This is a genomic window from Olsenella sp. AGMB03486 (genome assembly GCF_040884255.1).
In the GTDB taxonomy this organism is placed as follows: domain Bacteria; phylum Actinomycetota; class Coriobacteriia; order Coriobacteriales; family Atopobiaceae; genus Olsenella_L; species Olsenella_L kribbiana.
The window spans coordinates 22,001-40,733 of the sequence record NZ_JBEVTM010000009.1 but is presented as its reverse complement, the minus strand read 5'-3'; the positions used below and the strand labels follow the sequence as shown (position 1 = coordinate 40,733).

The 18,733-nt window shown below is 60.0% G+C and carries 19 protein-coding genes; 2 read left to right on the top strand and 17 right to left on the bottom strand.

Features of this window, described 5'->3' with window-relative positions:
- Positions 1–164 precede the first annotated feature (164 nt).
- From ABVS03_RS06020 to tatA, 4 genes are all read right to left on the bottom strand, one after another.
- Positions 165–692, bottom strand: a complete 528-nt coding sequence (locus ABVS03_RS06020; protein WP_368018434.1) for a heme-binding protein — start codon at positions 690–692, stop codon at positions 165–167.
- Between the two features lie 78 nt (positions 693–770).
- Entirely contained in the window at positions 771–3,125 is a 2,355-nt protein-coding gene (gene lysS, locus ABVS03_RS06015) for a lysine--tRNA ligase (RefSeq protein ID WP_368018433.1), read from the bottom strand.
- 87 nt (positions 3,126–3,212) lie between these two features.
- Positions 3,213–3,680: a transcription elongation factor GreA gene (gene greA, locus ABVS03_RS06010; protein WP_330972295.1), complete on the bottom strand. Its 468-nt coding sequence runs from the start codon at positions 3,678–3,680 to the stop codon at positions 3,213–3,215.
- A gap of 61 nt (positions 3,681–3,741) precedes the next feature.
- A complete protein-coding gene (gene tatA / locus ABVS03_RS06005; RefSeq protein WP_368018432.1) occupies positions 3,742–4,044 on the bottom strand; it encodes a twin-arginine translocase TatA/TatE family subunit in 303 nt (100 codons plus the stop codon).
- Between the two features lie 250 nt (positions 4,045–4,294).
- Between tatA and ABVS03_RS06000 the strand changes: the two genes are divergently transcribed.
- Positions 4,295–5,029, top strand: coding sequence for an HAD family hydrolase (locus tag ABVS03_RS06000; protein ID WP_368018431.1), 735 nt, complete (start codon positions 4,295–4,297; stop codon positions 5,027–5,029).
- A 65-nt stretch (positions 5,030–5,094) separates the two neighbouring features.
- Here the strand turns inward: ABVS03_RS06000 and ABVS03_RS05995 are convergent, their stop codons facing one another.
- The 8 genes from ABVS03_RS05995 to ABVS03_RS05960 form a co-directional block, all read right to left on the bottom strand.
- The gene (locus tag ABVS03_RS05995) at positions 5,095–5,388 is read right to left on the bottom strand and encodes a DUF1292 domain-containing protein (protein ID WP_330972298.1); all 294 of its coding nucleotides are present in this window, start codon (positions 5,386–5,388) and stop codon (positions 5,095–5,097) included.
- Positions 5,389–5,502: 114 nt separating this feature from the next.
- Entirely contained in the window at positions 5,503–6,042 is a 540-nt protein-coding gene (locus ABVS03_RS05990) for a GIY-YIG nuclease family protein (protein WP_368018454.1), read from the bottom strand.
- A 95-nt stretch (positions 6,043–6,137) separates the two neighbouring features.
- Entirely contained in the window at positions 6,138–6,902 is a 765-nt protein-coding gene (locus tag ABVS03_RS05985; protein ID WP_368018430.1) for an amino acid ABC transporter ATP-binding protein, read from the bottom strand.
- The gene (locus ABVS03_RS05980) at positions 6,895–7,554 is read right to left on the bottom strand and encodes an amino acid ABC transporter permease (protein ID WP_368018429.1); all 660 of its coding nucleotides are present in this window, start codon (positions 7,552–7,554) and stop codon (positions 6,895–6,897) included. The genes ABVS03_RS05985 and ABVS03_RS05980 overlap by 8 nt, the downstream gene beginning before the upstream one ends.
- A 68-nt stretch (positions 7,555–7,622) precedes the next feature.
- Positions 7,623–8,489 (bottom strand): transporter substrate-binding domain-containing protein, encoded by an 867-nt coding sequence (locus ABVS03_RS05975; protein ID WP_368018428.1) that lies wholly within the window; start codon positions 8,487–8,489, stop codon positions 7,623–7,625.
- A 528-nt stretch (positions 8,490–9,017) separates the two neighbouring features.
- Positions 9,018–9,713, bottom strand: coding sequence for an ATP-binding cassette domain-containing protein (locus tag ABVS03_RS05970; protein WP_368018427.1), 696 nt, complete (start codon positions 9,711–9,713; stop codon positions 9,018–9,020).
- Between the two features lie 6 nt (positions 9,714–9,719).
- Positions 9,720–10,802, bottom strand: a complete 1,083-nt coding sequence (locus ABVS03_RS05965) for a hypothetical protein (protein WP_368018426.1) — start codon at positions 10,800–10,802, stop codon at positions 9,720–9,722.
- Between the two features lie 299 nt (positions 10,803–11,101).
- On the bottom strand, positions 11,102–11,809 hold the full coding sequence (locus ABVS03_RS05960; protein ID WP_368018453.1) for a TIGR00730 family Rossman fold protein: 708 nt from the start codon (positions 11,807–11,809) through the stop codon (positions 11,102–11,104).
- A 266-nt stretch (positions 11,810–12,075) separates the two neighbouring features.
- On the opposite strand from ABVS03_RS05960, the gene ABVS03_RS05955 reads away from it, so the two are divergent.
- Entirely contained in the window at positions 12,076–12,531 is a 456-nt protein-coding gene (locus ABVS03_RS05955; protein ID WP_368018425.1) for a hypothetical protein, read from the top strand.
- Positions 12,532–12,811: 280 nt separating this feature from the next.
- Here the strand turns inward: ABVS03_RS05955 and ABVS03_RS05950 are convergent, their stop codons facing one another.
- The 5 genes from ABVS03_RS05950 to ABVS03_RS05930 all read right to left on the bottom strand — a co-directional run bounded on the left by ABVS03_RS05950 (position 12,812) and on the right by ABVS03_RS05930 (position 18,711).
- Positions 12,812–14,011 carry an ABC transporter ATP-binding protein gene (locus ABVS03_RS05950; RefSeq protein WP_330972310.1) on the bottom strand — a complete coding sequence of 400 codons (1,200 nt, stop codon included), beginning with the start codon at positions 14,009–14,011 and terminating at the stop codon, positions 12,812–12,814.
- A gap of 1 nt (position 14,012) precedes the next feature.
- Complete coding sequence (malQ, locus tag ABVS03_RS05945; RefSeq protein WP_330972311.1) at positions 14,013–15,503, bottom strand: 4-alpha-glucanotransferase; 1,491 nt, start codon at positions 15,501–15,503, stop codon at positions 14,013–14,015.
- Positions 15,504–15,513: 10 nt separating this feature from the next.
- The gene (locus ABVS03_RS05940) at positions 15,514–16,377 is read right to left on the bottom strand and encodes a carbohydrate ABC transporter permease (protein ID WP_330972312.1); all 864 of its coding nucleotides are present in this window, start codon (positions 16,375–16,377) and stop codon (positions 15,514–15,516) included.
- Positions 16,377–17,264, bottom strand: a complete 888-nt coding sequence (locus tag ABVS03_RS05935) for a sugar ABC transporter permease (RefSeq protein ID WP_330972313.1) — start codon at positions 17,262–17,264, stop codon at positions 16,377–16,379. The genes ABVS03_RS05940 and ABVS03_RS05935 overlap by 1 nt, the downstream gene beginning before the upstream one ends.
- A gap of 106 nt (positions 17,265–17,370) precedes the next feature.
- Positions 17,371–18,711: an extracellular solute-binding protein gene (locus tag ABVS03_RS05930; protein WP_330972314.1), complete on the bottom strand. Its 1,341-nt coding sequence runs from the start codon at positions 18,709–18,711 to the stop codon at positions 17,371–17,373.
- Between the last annotated feature and the right edge of the window lie 22 nt (positions 18,712–18,733).

Here is an 18,733-nt window from a genome sequence, read left to right as displayed (position 1 = left end):
CCAACCACCCCTTGTGCATAAGGCCCTGCAGAAGGCTCTCTCCTGCAGGGCGCCGTTTGATTGTCCTTTCTGTACCCACGAGCGCGAATGCTCAATCGCGCATGCCTTCTCCTCAGAAAATTCCTAGCCCGCATATGGCATTTATGAGGAGAGGGAAGGAGAAGCTATGCCAGAGCGACCGGGAAGCGCCTCACGCTCTTTCCCAGAACCTGCTCCAAGGCCCGCACGATTGCCTCATGGTCGAGGCCCTGGTGAAGCCCGCTCACGCCGATGACGGCAGTCAGCTCGCCGTCCGCATAGATCGGGAAGGCCCCTGCCGAGACGAGGCGCTCAGGCGCCTCTGCAAAGAGCGCATCCAAGCCCTCCCCTTCTTTCAGCGCCTCGATCTGCCGGAAGCAGCTTGCATGTCCCGTGGCGAGCGTCTCTGCAATCTTTCCTGCCGCGAAATCGAGGTTCCTTGTCCCTTTGTCGTCGGGCAGCCACTGGAAGACGACCTCCGCATCCGCTGCGCGCACGATCTGCACGACATAGGTCTCCGAGAACTCCTTCTCGAGCCCAGCCAGCGCACATCCAAGCTCCAAGGCAGCAGCCGAATCGAAGCTCTCCTTGTAGCGGAGCACCTGCTCCTGCTCGAGGAGCACCTCCTCGCATGCGGCTGCCTCGCGAGGCGCCACCTCAGGCATCTTCCCCATCGTTTCCTCCTCGAAAGACAAAAGCGCGGCAGGTAGCCAACCACCTGCCGCGCTTCCATTCTCATATGGCCTTAGAGCCTATGCCTCAGTGTCCTCGGCGGGCTTTGCATAGATGTCGCCGACAGGGGCGATGGCCTTCATCGCCTCGAGGACGGACTCCATGCAGGCATTCATGTCCTCGCCGTTGAGCTCGGCGCCGCGCTCCATGACAGCACGGTCGCAGCCGGCAGCGAAGCGCTTGTCCTTGAACTTCTTCTTGAGCGACTTGAGCGGCATGTCTGCGACAGAGCCGGAGGGACGCATCTTGGCAGCAGCCTGGATGAGGCCGGAGAGCTCGTCGGTCGCGAAGAGCACGCGCTCCATCTTGAGCTCAGGCTGGGGCAGCTCGTCGTTGTTGTCTGCGTTGTGCGTCATGATCGCATGCGCAAGCTGCGGCGTGGCGCCAGCTTCGGCCAGGAGCTCAGCCGTCTTGACCGTGTGGTTGGTGACAGACGGGAACTTCTCCCAGTCAAGATCGTGGAGAAGGCCCACGATGCCCCAGAAGTCCACATTCTCCGGGTCGTACTGCTCGGCAAAGTGGCGCATGAGCCCCTCAAGCGTCTCGCCGTGTTCGATGTGGAAGGCGTCGTCGTTGTAGCGCTTCAGAAGGTCGAGCGCCTCATCGCGCGTGATGCCCGCCGTAAGCGTGCCGGACATATCGGCCGCGATGGCAGCCTTGGCGGCCTCAGAGAGGCCCTCCGGCTCCTCTGCAGACTCTTCTGCAGGTGCTTCCTCTGCCTTTTCCTGAGCCTCAGCATGAGCTGCTTCGTCTGCCTTGCGGTCTGCCGTGGCGCCGTCCTCGGCGTTCCTGGCAAGGGCATCGACAGAGGCGGCAGCGTTGTCCGTCTTGTCAGGCAGCTGCGAGGCGATGTCTTCCTTCGTGATCGTCTCGGGCTTCATCTGCGGGAAGAGGAGGACATCGCGGATGGCCGGCTGATCGCAGAACAGCATGATCATGCGGTCGATACCGTAGCCGATGCCGCCTGCAGGAGGCATGCCGTACTCGAGAGCACGCACGTAGTCGTAGTCATAGCCCATGGCCTCGTCGTCGCCGAAGTCCTTGGCAGCGACCTGCTCGGCGAAGCGGCCTGCCTGGTCGACCGGGTCGTTGAGCTCGGAGAAGGCGTTGGCGTACTCATGGCCGCAGATAACGAGCTCGAAGCGGTCCGTCAGGCGCTTGTCCTCGTCCTTGCGCTTCGAGAGCGGGCTCACCTCTTCAGGGTAGTCACAGACAAACGTCGGGTTCACGAGCGTCGCCTCGCCGAGCTCGTCGTAGATCTCGAAGAGGAGCTTGCCGGCGCCCCAGTCCTTCTGCCATTCGATGCCATGGGCGTCGAGGATCTCGCGCAGATGCTCGACGGGCGTATCCATATCGATGTGCTCGCCCACGACCGAGGAGGCCACCTCTGCCAGCGGGATGGATTTCCAGGTGCCGGACATGTCGATCTTCTGCCCCTGATAGGTGATGATCTCCTCGCCCTCTTCGCAGCCCAGGATCTCGCGGGCAATGGTCTTGAAGAGGCCCTGCGTGAGCTCCTTCATGCCTTCGAGGTCGGAGTAGGCGCAGTAGGCCTCCATGGAGGTGAACTCGGGATTGTGCGTGAGGTCCATGCCTTCGTTCCTGAACTGGCGTCCGATCTCGAAGACACGCTCCATGCCGCCGACGATGAGGCGCTTTAGCGGCAGCTCCGTCGCGATGCGCAGGTAGAAGTCACGGTCGAGCGCGTTGAAGTGCGTGACGAACGGCTTTGCGTTCGCACCGCCCAGAATCGAGTGCATGACAGGCGTCTCGACCTCGAGGTAGCCATCTGCCTCCATGTAGCGGCGGATGAGGGAGATGATGGCAGAGCGCCTGCGGAAGACCTCGCGTACCTCGGGGTTCATGATGAGGTCGACATAGCGCTGGCGGTAGCGGACCTCGCGGTCGGTGAGGCCGTGGAACTTCTCGGGAAGCGGGCGCAGGCTCTTGGAGAGGAGCGTGAGCTTCGTCGGCGCGACGGAGAGCTGTCCCCTCTTCGTGCGGACGACGGCACCCGTCGCCTCGACGATGTCGCCGAGGTCGAGCTCGCCCACGAGCGACCAGGACTCGCCGAGCGTGTTCACGCGGCAGAAGAGCTGGATCTGGCCCGTGACATCCTCGAGCACGATGAAGGCGATCTTGCCCTGGTTCCTGAGCGCACGGATGCGGCCGGCGACGGTCACGACGTCTGTCGTGTCCTCGCCTGCAGCGAGGCCTGCATACTTCTCCTCGATGTCCTTTGCATGGGCATCGACGTGGCTTTTGATCGGGTAGGGGTTGATGCCGGCTGCAATCAGCTCCTGGCGGCGTGCCCTTCTCTGTGCGCGCTCATCCAAGAGCGGTGCATCCTGCGTGCGTGCCTCTTCTTCCTGCATGGTGTGTATATCTCCTTCAACATGAAGCACCCCGGCCCCATGGTGTCCCATGGGTTCGGGGCGCAGCGAATCCTATCTGTGCATGCCTTAGCGCGTGACGTTCGTGATCGTGTACTCGCGCACCTTGCCGGAAGGCGAAGAGAAGGAGACATGGTCTCCCACCTCATGGCCAATGACGGCAGCTCCTGCAGGGGACTCGTTCGAGATCTTGTGCTCGAGCGAGTTGGTCTCCGTCGTGCCCACGATCGTGAAGGTCGTCTTCTTGCCCTTGGCATCCGTGAGCTCGACCGTGCAGCCAATGGAGACTTCAAGGCCGTTGGCAGCGTCGATCACCTTGGCAGTTGCAAGAATGGTACGAATCTCGTTGATGCGGGAGGCGTTCTTTGCCTCCTCTTCCTTTGCATCGTCGAACTCCGAGTTCTCGGAAAGGTCGCCGAAATCGCGCGCAACTTTGATGCGCTCGACGATTTCGTCGTGCTTCTCGCCTTCACGGTAGGCAAGCTCGTCGACAAGCTTCTGACGGCCCTCAGGGGTCAAGGTGATTGTGTTTTCCATGCTCTGCTTTCTCACGACCTGGTGCAAGGACTGGTCCGGCGGGACCTGGGGCGAAAAGGGATTACTCGAGCTTTGCGCCGCACTTGGAGCAGAAGGCGTTGTCTGCCGGGTTCTTGGTACCGCACTTCGGGCAGAACTTCACGTTCTCGTCAGCGGCATCGGCGTCAGCATCGGCATCCTCGATCGAGGCCTCGGTCTCGGTAGCCTTCTTCTCGTCGTCCTTGCCTTCGTCGCCCTCCATGCCCTCACGGACATTCTTGACGGTCTTGCCCAGGGCGCTGCCAAGCTTCGGAAGGTTCTTGGGTCCGAAGATGAGCAGGGCAACGACCAGAATAACGATGATTTCCAAAGGTCCGAGGCTCATGCGTTCCCTCTCTTTCACGCTCCGGCTCTTCCGGAGACATTGCTACAAGCACCATAGTATAGCCACGAAGCTGCATATCCGCACCAGAAAGCGGCTCCGAGTCATTATACGCACAGAAACATTCTGCACGAATTGGTACTATTCATGTTGCAGGACAGGCTCAATGTAGCACGCTCGCAATTGAGCGACCGATACAAGAAACCTATCATGCCATCTATAGTTTGGATACCACAGAGCAGGAGCTGACGCAATGGGACAAGAGGCCGCAGGCAAGCGCGATGCCGTGTTCTTCGACCTGGACGATACGCTCTATGACCAGGCGCAGCCCTTCGCATATGCCGTGGAAAAGGTCGTAGGGCCCATTCCCCATGCCACGGCTGCAGACCTCTTCGATACGAGCAGGCGCTACTCCCAGGAAATCTTCTCGGCACTCCGAAACGATCAGCACCCGACCCGCGAGATGTATATCCGCCGCATGCAGAGGACGCTTGCGACCTACGGCGTCACGATCGACGAGAAGACAGCGCTTGCCCTCCAGCATGTCTATGGGACACAGAGCAAGGCTGCCATGAAGCTTGCCCCCGAGATGGAGCGCACGCTCGACTGGTGTGCCGTCCATGTCAGATGCGCTCTTGGCATCATCACAAACGGCCGCGAGGCGCCGCAGCGCCAGAAGATCGAGATCTTGGGCCTTTCCCGCTGGATCTCATCCGACAACGTCTTCATCTCCGACGCTGTAGGCACGGCCAAGCCTTCGCCTGAGATCTTCGAGATGGCCCTTGCACATGCAGGTGCCGACCCCACACACTCGCTCTATATAGGAGACGCCTTCCCGATCGATGTGCTCGGCGCCCACTCCGTGCATATGCCGGTCATCTGGTTCAACCACAGGCTGCGCCGCGCACCCTCAGACCAATTCCCGGCAGAGCATGAGGTACACACGGTACAAGAGCTCGAGGAGCTTGTGAAAAGAATCGTGCCATAGCGACGGGGACCGGAAAGCCAAGCCTTCCGGTCCCCGTCTCCCCATATCTCCCCTGCTCGGGATTCCTACTCGGAATCCTCTGCGTCGAAGTCGTCGTCTTCGTCCGCGTCAGCGAACCACAGATCGTCGAAGTCGCTCGAGACCTGGTCGTAGTCCGCATCCGGGATCTCTGTCACATAGAAGTCTCCGTCGTCCGTCTCGTTGTAGACGTAGAGGTAGACATCTTCAGGGTGCGTCTCGGGAGAGAGCGCCACATACTCGCCGTCGCCGCTCTCGAATACGCCCAGGACCTCGCACTCTTCGGAGGTTCCGTCTTCGTAGTCAAGCGTGATGAACTCGACCTCATCTTCGTCAGCCATGGACTATCCTTTCGCTCGGCTGCATGAAGGGCAGCTAGGCAGCCCCTTCGGGACATATCAAGTGTAGCCGCAGCACTTCTGTACGAAAGGTCCTATCCCTTGAACGGCACCCTCTCACGACGGACGGTTGCCGCGCGTCTTGTTGTAGCCCCGCTCATAGGCACCGGTGGCTGCGATTGCCGTGCGTTCGAGATCGTCGAGCGTGTGGTAGCCCGAGCCCTTGAGGGCGATCATCCTGATCTCGAAATGCGCCCCGTGGACATAGTCGGCATAGACATCGCCATTGCCCTTGCCCGTGAGATGCTGGTTCACGCGCGAGATCACGTTGTGGGCCTGCCCGACATAGCATCTCCCGTCATCCATGTTCGTGAAGATGTAGATGCCGGCAAAGTCATGGGAAAGCACATCGCTTCTGCCCCGCGTGCCTCCTCCATTGCGCATATGGAGGAACTGCTCGGGCGTCAAGGCTTTGGCACCCCGCGAGAGCCGCTTTATCTTCCGCTTTGCCCGTGTGCGGAAGAGCACGGTCCCTGCCGCCCAGACGAGGAGCACGAGGGCAAGCGCAAGAAGGCAGGGCTTTGCCAGCACGTCTGTCGCAACCTCCGCCTCGGCAAGCCACGTCTCCGCATCCGCTGCTTTGGGATAGCTTTCCATCAGCTGCACGAATGCAAGAAATGCTCCTGCCGCCCAGAGGACGAGCAGGAGCACAAGGACACGCATTGCGAAAGAGCGTTTCTGACGTCTTCCCATCAGTCGCACGCGAGGTCCAGGAAAGCCCTCGTGCGGGGATCTTTCGGATGCTCCATGACCTCGTGGGGCGTGCCATCCTCGACAATCTGCCCATCGAAAAGAAGGCAGATCCTGTCGGAGACCGTCTCGGCAAAGCCCATCTCGTGCGTGACGATCCCTACCGCCATGCCCTCTCCCGCAAGCTGGCGGATGAGGTCGTGCATGTCCTTCGTGAGCTTCGGATCGAGGGCGCTTGTTGCCTCATCGAAGTACATGACCTCGGGGTTCATGCAGAGGGCGCGGGCAATGGCAACGCGCTGCTGCTGGCCGCCCGAAAGCTCGCACGGCACGGCACCTTCCCTGCCTTCGAGGCCAAGCCTTCCCAGAAGGTCTTCCGCTTCCCGCCTGACCTCGTCCTCTTTTCTGTGCTGCACGATCAAAGGGGCATCCATTACATTCTGGAGGACAGTGCGGTGCGGGAAGAGGTTGTAGTCCTGGAAGACAAGTCCGAAGCGCATCCTCGCCTCACGCATGGCTGCCTTGTTGTAGACCGCCTTCTCCGCTCCTTCGCAGACCACGGCATCCCCGTAGGCGATGCGTCCTGCATCGAGGGTCTCCAAGAGCGTGAGGCAGCGAAGCATCGTGGACTTGCCGGCACCGGAAGGGCCGATGAGTGACACGACCTCGCCACGGCCGATCTCGAAATCGACGCCGTGCAGGACCTCCTTGTCTCCGAAGGCCTTGCAGGCTCCGGAGAAGCTCACTGCGATATCGCTTCTAGTCATGGTAGTAGTCCATCTTCTTCTCGATGCGGCGCATCACGAACTCGATGAGGAGGCAGGTGACCCAGTAGAAGAGTGCCGCAATGGCAAAGGGTACCATGCTCCTCTGGCTCGCGACGAGGGCGCGGCTCTGCGTGAACATCTCCGCCACGCCGATGGAGAAGGCAAGGGACGTATCCTTCACGAGCGTGACGACCTCGTTGCCCATGGCAGGAAGGATGCGCTTGAACATCTGCGGCAGGATGATGCGGAAGAAGGTCTGGGAGTGCGTGTAGCCCAGGACCTCTGCTGCCTCATACTGTCCGCGCGGAATGGACTGGATGCCGGCACGGTAGATCTCTGCGAAGTAGGCCGCATAGTTCACGATGAAGGCAATCATGCAGGCTGTGAACATGTAGTCCGTGCCCGTCGAGAGGCCGAAGCCGTAATAGGGCAGGAAGAAGACCGCAAACATCTGGAGCATGAGCGGGGTGCCGCGCATGAGCGAGATGTAGAGCTTCACGATGAAGGAGAGCGGCTTTATGTGGGAGAGCCTGCCCAGGGCCACAATGATGCCAAGAGGGATGGAACCCAGAAGCGTCAGGGCAAATATCTCGAGCGACGTGACATAGCCCGTCCCCAGAAGCCCCACCATCGTAGAGAGATCCAAGATCATCACCTTGCACACAAGGCCGCATGCAGCGCATGCTGCATGCGGCTACCAGCTGACAGAAACAGATATGCCTATGCCTTCGGCAGGCACCAGGCCGTATAGGAGACGCCCTGGTCTGCGTACTTCTCGCAGACCTCCTCGACCTTGCCTTCGCTGTCGAGCTTCTGGAGGTCGGCCTCGACGGTCTTGGCAAGAGCCTCGCCAGCATCGTCCTTCTTGAAGCCAACAGCGAAGTGCTCGGAGTTCAGCGCCTCGTCGAGGATCTTGTAGCTCGTGTCGTCGCCTATGTTGTAGACAGCGACCGGATAGTCGACGGCCAGTGCATCATAGGTGCCCTGCTGGAGCATCATGAAGGCCGTGTTGTACTCGCCAATCGTATCGAGCTTTGCAAACGTCTTGCCGAGGTCCGCCTGGTCGCCGCCGTCGACGAGGAGGTAGTAGGCAGCAGAGTCCGTCTGCGTCGCGACATTCTTGCCTGCAAGGTCGGCGAGGCTCTCGATGCCGGAGTCGGCGCGAACGACCACGACCTGGCGGTTCTCCATATAGGGATCGGTGAAGGCGTAGTCGTCCTCGCGCCCCTCGATCGTGAAGCCGTTCCAGATGCAGGTGATCTGGCCAGCATTGAGCATTGCGTCCTTGGAGTCCCAGTTGATGGGCGTGGGCTTGAACTCCCAGCCCTCCATATCGCAGACTGCCTGAGCAAGATCGATATCGAAGCCGGTCGCGTTGCCGTCGTCGCCGATGTAGCCATACGGCGGGAACTCCTGATCGAAGCCCAGGACAAAGGGTCCCGTGAAGCTCGAAGAGCTGGAGCTCGAGCTCGAAGAAGAAGACGAGGACGAAGAGCTGTTTCCGCAGGCAGCAAGAGATGCGAGCGCTGCAAACGAAGCGCAGCTTCCTGCAAGGCCAAGGAACTGGCGGCGGTTCATGGTGGACATGGTCTCCCCTTTCATATGCGGCAGCAGCCTGCCGACCCGTGCGGAACACTTTAGCACAGTAAAGTGCCTGCAGCCCACAGGACCGTATCAGTTCACCTATATGAAATGTGACACGGAGCCTAAAGGCACAGGAAGGCCGGCTGCAGCCGCCCCGGATCGTTGCCCAGATTGCCAGAGGGCGCAGCTCTGCGCTGCTTCATCATGGACCCGCTCGTCCCGCCATCCGGAAGGAGGAGCTGATGGCAGAGATGAAGGCAGAACTGCCTGACGATGAGGTGGCTGCCATCTAGAGATGTGCAGAGCACGATGGCAGATCGGCGTCGGGCTCCATGCGGGATACCGTCCTCGAGAGAATCGAATGCGACAAAAATCTGGCTGCGCTTCGCGAGGCGCTTGCCCAGGATGACAGAACGCGCTATTCCCCTGAGCAGGCCCTGCAGGAGCTGGGTATGCATTGACGCATTGCGCCTTGTGGCTGCACATGGCAGAATCCAGGCCATCCCCCCCGCTGCCAGCCCTGCCAATTCTTCAGCCTTGCCTCTCGGCATCTTTCCCGTAGCATCTATGGAAGAGCTCCCTGCAGCTGCCCTGCTTCGGCACGACCGCGAGCTTCGTTCCCTTGAAAACCATGTAGGAGTCACAGATGCGGTCCAGCTCCTCGGGCTGGTGGGATGCCACAAGGATGGATGCACCTTCTTCTGCCATCCTGAACAGAGCGGCACATCCCCGCTCCGCCTTGTCCGGGTCGAGTGCATTGAGTGGCTCGTCCAGAAGGATATAGCTCGCCTGCGACGCATAGGCCATCGCCAGAAGGAGCTGCCGCTTCATACCCTGCGAATAGGTACGGACCGGACGTCCCGCAAAGCCTTCAATGCCGAGAAGAGCTGCTGCCGTCCCGCTCTCCGCATCCGACTCCCAGAGCTCCTGCACGAGCTTCAGATGGAAGGTCCCCGTCTTCTGCGGATAGAGAAGGGATTCGTCAGAAGGCCCGAAAAAGAGTTTCGTCCGCACGTCCTGCCGCGCATAGACGCTCTCTCCGTCCAGAACGACGCTGCCATGCTTCATGAGCGAGGCCGTGCCCGAAAGAGCACGAAGAAGCGTCGTCTTGCCAAAGCCGTTCGGCGCCACAAGCCCGCAGATGCTCTTGGGCCTGAGCTCGAAACTGGCGTCCTCCAGGATGATATTGCGGCCATACCCGATGGTGGCATGCTGAAGGCTGAGCATCTTCCGTCACGCTCCCTGAGACGCAAGACGCGCTGCCCTGTGCCAGCGCATGGCAGCATCCAGGGCGACAGCGCATAGGACACAGATGGCAGCGCCCACAGCAAGAACGAGGCATCCGAAAGCAGGCGAAAGGGCGACGCTGTCTGCAAGATCCATATAGGGAAAGATGCCGGCATAGCCGACGACCTTGGAGGGACAGGCATAGCTCATGGGAAGGAACGGCACGATTCCGCTCAGGGGAGAGCTTGCCAGATAGTACTGCGGCATCCCAGACAACAGCGCAAGGATCGCAAGGGCCGCAGGGCCGGCAAATGCCTTCCCGAAAATCAGGGAGATAGCGCTCGCAGCGGCAGCCACAAAGCAGCTTGCAAGCACCAGGAGAGCAGCTGTCCATGCCGCACATCCAGCAGCGCTCCAGACGATGGTCTGGCCCACTTGGCTATAGAGCACCGGATAACCCGGATCTCCCAAGCCATTCCGCACAAGAGCTATTGCTGCAGCAGGCACAAGCGTGAGCAGGATTGCCGCTGCAGCACAGAGCATGCTGCACACGGACGATGATACGATGCGGATGGCCGGATCTGCCGCCCGGCCCATGAGCCTTTGCTGCCCCACCACACGCTGCACCAAGAAGGCAATGGCAAGCGAGGGCAGAAGCGCCAGAAGTGCCGGCATGGATGCAGGAGCAAGCGAGATGGCATCCAGAGCCGAAGCATCGAGCGACGTGCCGAGATAGTCAGGATCATCGAGGTCCCGCATCAGCTCAGCAAAGCGCAGGCGCAGCTCGTCCGTATCCCGGTCTCCCGAGAGATATCCTTTGTCGATCATCCCGAGCTCGGCATTGCACCTTCTGATGACTGCATCGTAGAAGCTGCCAGCATCTTCTGCAGTCCCAGCATCTGAAAGCGCCTCTCTGCTTACTGCCATGAGCTCTCTCATATCTTCTGGCATGGATGCAAGGTCTTCCGCAGAAGGTGTCGTCTGTCCCGCGATATCGAGGTTGATGCGCGCCTCGTCCCGGAGCGTCTTTTCTCCGAAGGTCGGGAAGGAGATGAGCAGGGGTGCTGCCATAAGCAGTGCAGAGGCCATGCAGACAGCCCAGAGGCCGCGCTCCGCTACCAGAATCTGGACAAGCCGTCTACCATACCGCACAGTGCATCACCTGGTCTCGGCTAAAAATCCGACAGGAAACGTTTCAGCTTCAGCTCGAAGCATAGGTGATTCAGATGTCTTTCAGTTGGAAGCCCGCTTCATCTCCGGCGAAGCACCCCCCTCGGCGCCCAGCGGCAGGATCGCCCCCGATGGAGGTCCGTCAAGCCGCAGGGACGGAGGTACCCTCCCCGCTTGCAGCAGAAAGGGCATCCGAAGGTTCATGCTATGGCACAGGCTTACTTCCTGCTTCCCGTCGCGACACGCACAGCCTCTTCCACATCGTCCGTGACGACAAGGCGGTCAAGGTCTTCAGACGAGATGTTTCCGGCTTCGAGCACAGAGGTCCGAAGCCAGGAGATGAGGCCCTCCCAGTAGTCTGTCCCCAGAAGCACGAGCGGCGCGTAGCCCGTCTTGTGAGTCTGGATCAAGGTCACGAGCTCGAAGAGCTCATCGAGCGTGCCGAATCCTCCCGGGCAGACGATAGCGCCAGAAGAGTACTTCACGAACATCGTCTTCCTCACGAAGAAGTAGCGGAAGACCATGCCGATATTGACCCACTGGTTGAGCCCCTCTTCATGAGGAAGCTCGATGCCGAGGCCAACCGAGGTGCCGCCTGCCTCATAGGCACCGCGGTTTGCAGCCTCCATGATGCCCGGGCCGCCACCGGTGATCACGGCAAAGCCTGTCTTCGCGATGCCCTTGCCAATCTCCTGTGCCTTCTGGTACATCGGGTCGTCTTCTGGCGTACGTGCAGATCCGAAGACCGCAATGGCAGGCCCCAGCTCTGCAAGCGCACCAAAGCCATCCACGAACTCTGCCTGGATCCTCAGCACCCGCCATGGATCCTCGTGGAGCCAATTGGTATCGTGCTCGGGTGCCAGAAGGTTGCCGGATGTCGTATGTGCCGGCACCATCTTGCCGCGCAGAAGGATCGGGCCCTTCATGTACGACGTGTCAGGGTTCTCTTCCTCAGGACGCTCCCTGTGCGTAGCCACGCTCGTGTGGACCGCGACCAGCTTGTCCTTCAGAGCGTCCTTCTTCTCCGCAGCCTTCTTCGACTTCTTCTTTGCTGCCATATCTCTCCTTGTTCATTATTCAGCGCAGTTCTTTTCAGGGTAGCAGCGCTCTTTCCAATTCCTGTAAGGGTCCCGTACGCAATGCGTGAGCCGGGGTACAATGGCTCCACCACAACGGAAAGGACACCCAGAACATGGCAGAAACGCTCGACTTCACTCGCCCGCTCTCTGAGCTTATGGATACCCATCCTTCTCTCAAGGAAGACCTGCATGAGCTCGATATCGAGGTGGAAGACCCTACCGAGACCATCCCCCAGCTTGCAAAGAGGCTCGACGTCGGTCTCCCCATCATCGCAATGGCGCTCGAGGCTTCCGGATACACGGTCGAGGGCTATGACCCCAAGGACGATGAAGGTGCAGCCGACTCCCCGCTTCCCGATCTCATCGCGGCCCTCTTCGGCGTGGACAGGAACGGCAATCCCCTGCCCGACCCCGACTTCTCGCAGGAGTCCCTCTGCGCGACCGAGCTCGGCCATGAGCCAGCACCGGTGCTTCTCCATATGGAGGATGCTATCCGCCATGCCCAGCAGGAAGGCATCCTGCCGAAGGATGCAGGCATGAAGGGCTGTGGCTGCCAGAAGAACGCTTAGGACAGCACGGCACATCTGGTGAAGAGTGGAAAGACGCCTTGAAGAGTCTTTCCACTCTTTTTCTTTGCGAAACCATGCCACGGCCTGATAGGTTAACTAGCTCGCATAACGCAATGCGTTGAAAACGCGCTAACACGCTGAAACGTTTAGCGCATATGCGCTATTCGGTCCGGAGCATATGCGCCGGCATAGAGCGTGCTGCCTGCCTATACAGGGACAGCCCCCGCGCGAAGCAGGGGCTGTCCCAGGGGAGATAATTGGGGGGAATCGATTCGGGAGATTAGAGCTCGAGGTTCTTGGATGTCTCCTTGCTGAACATGTGGATGACAGAGGTCGGGAACGTGTATTCGACCTTGTCGCCGAGACGGTAGTTGGCAGCGTGGCCGTTGCCCTCCTCCATCATGTTGACGACAGCGATGACATCCTGGCCGAGGCTCGTCATGTGCAGGTGCACCGTGGAGCCCATCATCTCGGACACATCGACCGTGCCCTCGAGGCGCGGGCCATCCGTGACGCCGAGCGTGAGATGCTCAGGACGGACGCCGAGCGTGATGGTCTGGGACTGCACGTCGTGGGAAGCGAGGTTGGCAGCCTTGTCCTTCGGCACCTTGATCGTGACATCGCCGAGCTTGACGGCGTAGTCAGCGCCGGAGCGGACGAGGTCGGCGTCGAAGAAGTTCATCTGCGGCACGCCGATGAAGCCTGCGACGAAGAGGTTGGCCGGCGTCTCGAAGACCTCCTGCGGGGTACCGATCTGCTGGACCTCGCCGTCCTTCATGACGACAATGCGGTCGCCCAAGGTCATTGCCTCGGTCTGGTCGTGCGTGACGTACATGAAGGTCGTATCGATCTTCTGGCGCAGCTTGATGATCTCTGCGCGCATCTGGTTCCTGAGCTTTGCGTCGAGGTTCGAGAGCGGCTCGTCCATGAGGAGGACCTTCGGCTCACGCACGATGGCGCGGCCGATAGCGACACGCTGGCGCTGGCCGCCGGAGAGTGCCTTCGGCTTGCGGTCGAGGTACTGGGTGATGCCCAGGGTCTCTGCAGCCTCGCGGACCTTCTTGTCGATCTCGTCCTTCGGAAGCTTCCTCAGCTTCAGCGGGAATGCCATGTTGTCGTAGACGGTCATGTGCGGGTAGAGGGCGTAGGACTGGAAGACCATTGCGATATCGCGGTCCTTCGGCGCCACGTCGTTCATGAGCTTGCCGTCGATGTAGAGCTCGCCGCCGGAGATGGACTCAAGGCCTGCAACCATGCGCAGGGTCGTGGACTTGCCGCAGCCGGAAGGTCCGACGAGCACGATGAACTCGCGGTCCTTGATCTCGAGGTTGAAGTCCTCGACCGCGACGACGCCCTCGTCCGTGACCTTGAGGTTCGCGTTGTGCTTCTTCTCCGGCTCCTTCTTGCCGAAGTGCTTCTTCTTGGCAGGCTCCGTATTCGGATAGATCTTGGTGATGTGCCTGAGGCTCACATCGGACATGCTACTTACCGTCCCTTCCATAGAGGTGAGTCATCGCAGCGAGGCGCTGGATGAGCTCGGGGCTTGCCTGGCCCGGGAGCAGCCGCCATTGCCAATTGCCGCCCAGAACACCAGGAATATTCATGCGTGACTCAGAACCAAGCTCGAGGTAGTCCTGCATCTGAGCCACAAAGAGATTGGCAATGCTGCTCATGCCGCCGCGGATGAATCCCCAGACGAAGTCCTCGTCGGACTTGATGCCCAGGTAGTCGCACGCCATTGCGACATCTTCCGGTGCCGCCTCGTGCTTCCAGGCGATGAGCGGTGGATTGTCGTGCGTGCCGGTATAGCACACGCAGTTCCAGATATGGCAATGGGGCATGTAGTCCGATCCCCCATCGCGCGAATCGAAGGCAAACTCGAGCACCTTCATGCCCGGGAAGCCGGAATCGAGGAGAAGCTGGCGCACTTCAGGCGTGGGATAGCCCAGGTCCTCGGCGATGAACGTGATGCCGGGGAACTGCTCCTTCAAGAGTCCCACGAGCTTCATGCCCGGACCCTTGACCCAATGTCCGTTGCGTGCCGTCTTCTCGCCGTAAGGCACAGCCCAGTACGACTCGAAGCCGCGGAAGTGGTCGATGCGCAGGGCATCGTAGAGCCTGCCTGCGCCTGCGACGCGCTGGATCCACCAGGCGAAGCCGTCCTTCTCCATTGCGTCGTAGTCGTAGAGGGGGTTGCCCCAGAGCTGGCCGTCGGCGCTGAAGTAGTCAGGAGGAACTCCTGCCACCTCGTAGGGCACGTTCTTCTCGTCGAGCTGGAAGCACTGGGGGTTTGCCCAGACGTCGGCAGAATCCATTGCGACATAGATTGGCATGTCGCCCAGGATCTTCACGCCCTTGGCATGCGCGTAGGCGCGGAGCGCTTCCCACTGCTTGAAGAAGAGGTACTGCACATAGATGTAGTAATCGATATCGTCCTTGAGCTCAGAAGCGTAGCGCTTGAGCGCTTCGGGCTTCCTCAGCCTTGCATCCTCGTCCGGCCACTCGTTCCAGGCGACCATGCCGAAGTGCTCCTTGATGCTCATGAAGAGGGCATAGTCCTCGAGCCAGGTGGAATTGGCCTCGCGGAACTCCTTGACCTCGGCAGCGTCGCGGGAAAGTCCGCGCTTAGCTGCCTTCCGGAGGAGCTTCGGCCTCATCTCATAGAGCAGAGCATAGTCGACGCGCGCCGGATCCTCTCCCCAGGAGATGCCCTCCACCTCGTCTTTCTCGAGGAGCCCGTCTGCGACGAGCAGGTCGAGATCGACGAAGTAGGGGTTTCCTGCGAAGGCCGACGGACTCTGGTAAGGGGAGTCGCCGTAGCTCGTCGGCCCGACGGGAAGGATCTGCCACCAGGACTGCTTGGCGTCGGCGAGGAAGTCCACGAACTCATAGGCTGCCTCGCCCAAGGTGCCGATGCCATGAGGAGAAGGGAGCGACGATATCGGAAGGATGATGCCGCTTGCACGTTTCATGAGATGAAGCCTATCCCTTGACTGCGCCAGCTGCGACACCCTTGATGATGTACTTCTGGCATGCGAAGTAGAAGATGATGACAGGAATGATGGACATGAGGATCAGTGCCATCGTGGCGCCGAGATCGACTGTGCCGTAGGAGCCCTTCAGATACTGGATCTGGATAGGGATCGTGCGGTACTTGTTGATGTCGAGCACCAAGTACGGCAGAAGGTAGTCGTTCCAGACCCACATGATCTCGAGGATGCCGACCGAGATGAGCGTCGGCTTGAGCATCGGGAGCACCACGCAGAAGAACGTACGGACGGGTCCGCAGCCGTCAATGGCGGCAGCTTCCTCGATCTCGAGCGGGATGGACTTGACGAAGCCTGTGAACATGAAGATGGCAAGGCCTGCGCCGAAGCCGAGGTAGATGACAGGAATGGTCCAAGGGGTGTTGAGCTGCAGGGTGTCTGCCGTCTTCGAGAGGGTGAACATGACCATCTGGAAGGGGACGACCATCGAGAAGATGCAGAGGTAGTAGATGATCTTGCAGAACTTCGAATTCACGCGGGCAATGTACCATGCTGCCATCGAGCAGAAGAAGAGGATCAGGAACGTGGAGAGCACGGTGATGAGCGCAGAGTAGCCTGCAGCCATCCAGAAGTTGTAGTTGCCGAACGTGACGCCGGTGATGAAGTTCTGCCAGCCTGCGAAGGACTCTGCCGTCGGCAGGGCGAACGTCTCGGTCTTGACGTAGGTGTTGAGCTTGAACGAGTTGATGACGACAGCGACGACCGGGAGCACCCAGATGAAGCAGATGATGGCGAAGATGACCGCGAGGGCTGTCTTTCCGTGCTTTTCGGACGTGAGCGTCTGCTGTGCTTGCTTCATTACTGCTGCACCTCCCTGGAGCGGGTGTACTTGAGCTGCGCCAGGCCCATGGCGGCAACAAGGATGAAGAAGATCACAGCCTTGGCCTGTGCCACGCCACGGTTCGCAGCGCCTGCCGTGTAGAACGTGTTGTAGATGTTCAGAGCCATCATTTCGGTCGTGTTGATCGTCGAGCCGTCGGCGAGCTGCGTGTACGGCAGGCCGCCCGTGAGCGCGAGGTTCTGATCGAAGAGCTTGAAGCCGTTCGTGAGGGTCAGGAACGTGCAGATCGTGATGGACGGCATGACATTCGGGATGATGACCTTGAAGAGGGTCTGCGCCTTGCTGGCGCCGTCGATCTTCGCTGCCTCGATCATGTCCTCAGGGACAGCCTGGAGGCCTGCGATGTAGATGATCATCATGTAGCCGATCTGCTGCCAGCACATGAGGATGATGAGGCCCCAGAAGCCGTACTTCGTCTCCAGGAGGATCGAGGTGCCGTACTGCTGCAGGATGCCGTCGAAGATCATGGACCAGATGTAGCCGAGGACGATGCCGCCGATCAGGTTAGGCATGAAGAAGATCGTGCGGAAGAGCGTCGATCCCTTGATGCCCTGCGTGAGCACATAGGCAACGAAGAAGGCGATCACGTTGATGAGGACGAGAAGGACGACTGCCGTGAGCGCCGTGTACCAGAACGAATGCTGGAAGGACTGGTCGGTAAGCGCTGCAGCGTAGTTGCTGAGACCGACGAACTTTGCATTGTTCGTCGTCTTGAACGAGCAGAACGACAGGTAGATGCCCTGGATGAACGGCCAGACGAAGCCGATCACGAAGGCAACGGTGACCGGGAGGATGAAGAGCCATGACCACTTCTTCGTGGCACGGATCTGCGAATTCTCGGCCAAAGCCTTGCTTTTCATATCTCACTCCTTTGCTTGGAACGTAAGAGGGGCGGGAACCAGGCGCGGACGCGTCCGGCTCCCGCCCTTGCTGAGACTGATTCAGCTGGCCTTAGCCATTGACCTTCTTGTAGTTGGAAGCCCAACCATCGACGAAGGCGGTCTTGACGTCAGCCCAGGTCGAATCGGAAGGATCTGCCGTGTAGGAGTTCAGAGCAGAGACGAGAGCAGCACGGTAGGCATCGACGTTCGGCTGGAAGTTCGTTGCCCAGTCCATCGTGTAGCAGCCCTTGTCCTGGTACTCCTTGGCATTGTTGAGGTACGGGTTGTCGCCTTCCGGAGAGTTCTTGTACGGGAGGATGCCGAGGTTCTCGACCATGGTCTTGGAAGCGTCAGGATCGGAGACCAGCCAGACCATGAAGTCCATCGTGGCCTTCTTGTCCTCGTCGGAGGCGTTGTCGTTGATGGCCCAGCAGTTCTCGGTGCCGCAGTTCAGGCCGGCGTTCTCCTCGCCGTCAACGCCGCAGTAGTACGGGATGCAGCAGGAGTTTGCAACCTTGCCCTTGAAGTCCTTGTAGCCGAAGGAGCCGGTGAAGATGAAGGCTGCCTTGCCCTCTGCGAACTCGGTCGAAGGATCGTGGCCGCCCGTGGCGAGCGTGTTCGGCTCGACGAGGGAGTTGTTGATGGCGAGGTCGAAGAGCTTCTTGTAGTTCGGCAGATAGTCGCCGGTGATCGTTGCAGGAGCAGACGTCCACTTCGTGCCAGCCTTCTTCTCCTCATAGAAGTACTCGAGGTTGGCAAGGTGGCCAGTGACACGCCAGGAAGCGGAGGAGTCCAGGTCGGTTGCGACGAAGGCGTCGAAGCCGAGCTTGGAAGCGTTCTTGTGGATGTCCTCGACGACGGTCTTGAGGGAGTCGAAGTCCTTGATGTCGTCGACGCTGTGGCCTGCCTTCTCGACGAGGTCCTTGTTCACGACGATGCCGTAGCACTCGTAGCAGTAGCCGATGGAGACGAGCTTGCCGGACTCGTCGTAGAGGTTGTAGTCATTCGTCGTGAGCTCGTTTGCGATGGGGGTGTCGGAGAGGTCCATTGCGTAGTCTGCCCACTCCTTGACGCCGGCCTGGTTGCCGATGACGAAGAGGGTCGGAGCCTCGGACTTGTCCATCTCGGACGTGAGCGTCTGCTCGTAGGTGCCGGAAGCTGCGGTCTGGACCTTGACCTTGACGTTAGGATACTTCTCCATGTAGTCGGAGGCGAGCTTCTGAGCTGCGGTATCGAGCTCAGGCTTGAAGTTCAGCCAATAGACGTTGCCGGAACGGTCGTCGGAGTTGGAGCTGGAAGAGCTCGAGCTCGAAGAATCGGAAGAGCTGGAGTTGCCGCAGGCAGCAAGACCAAGAGCTGCGAGACCTGCGCCGGCGCCACCGACGAACGACCTACGTGTAATCGACTTCATAGGAACTACTCCCCTTTCTTTG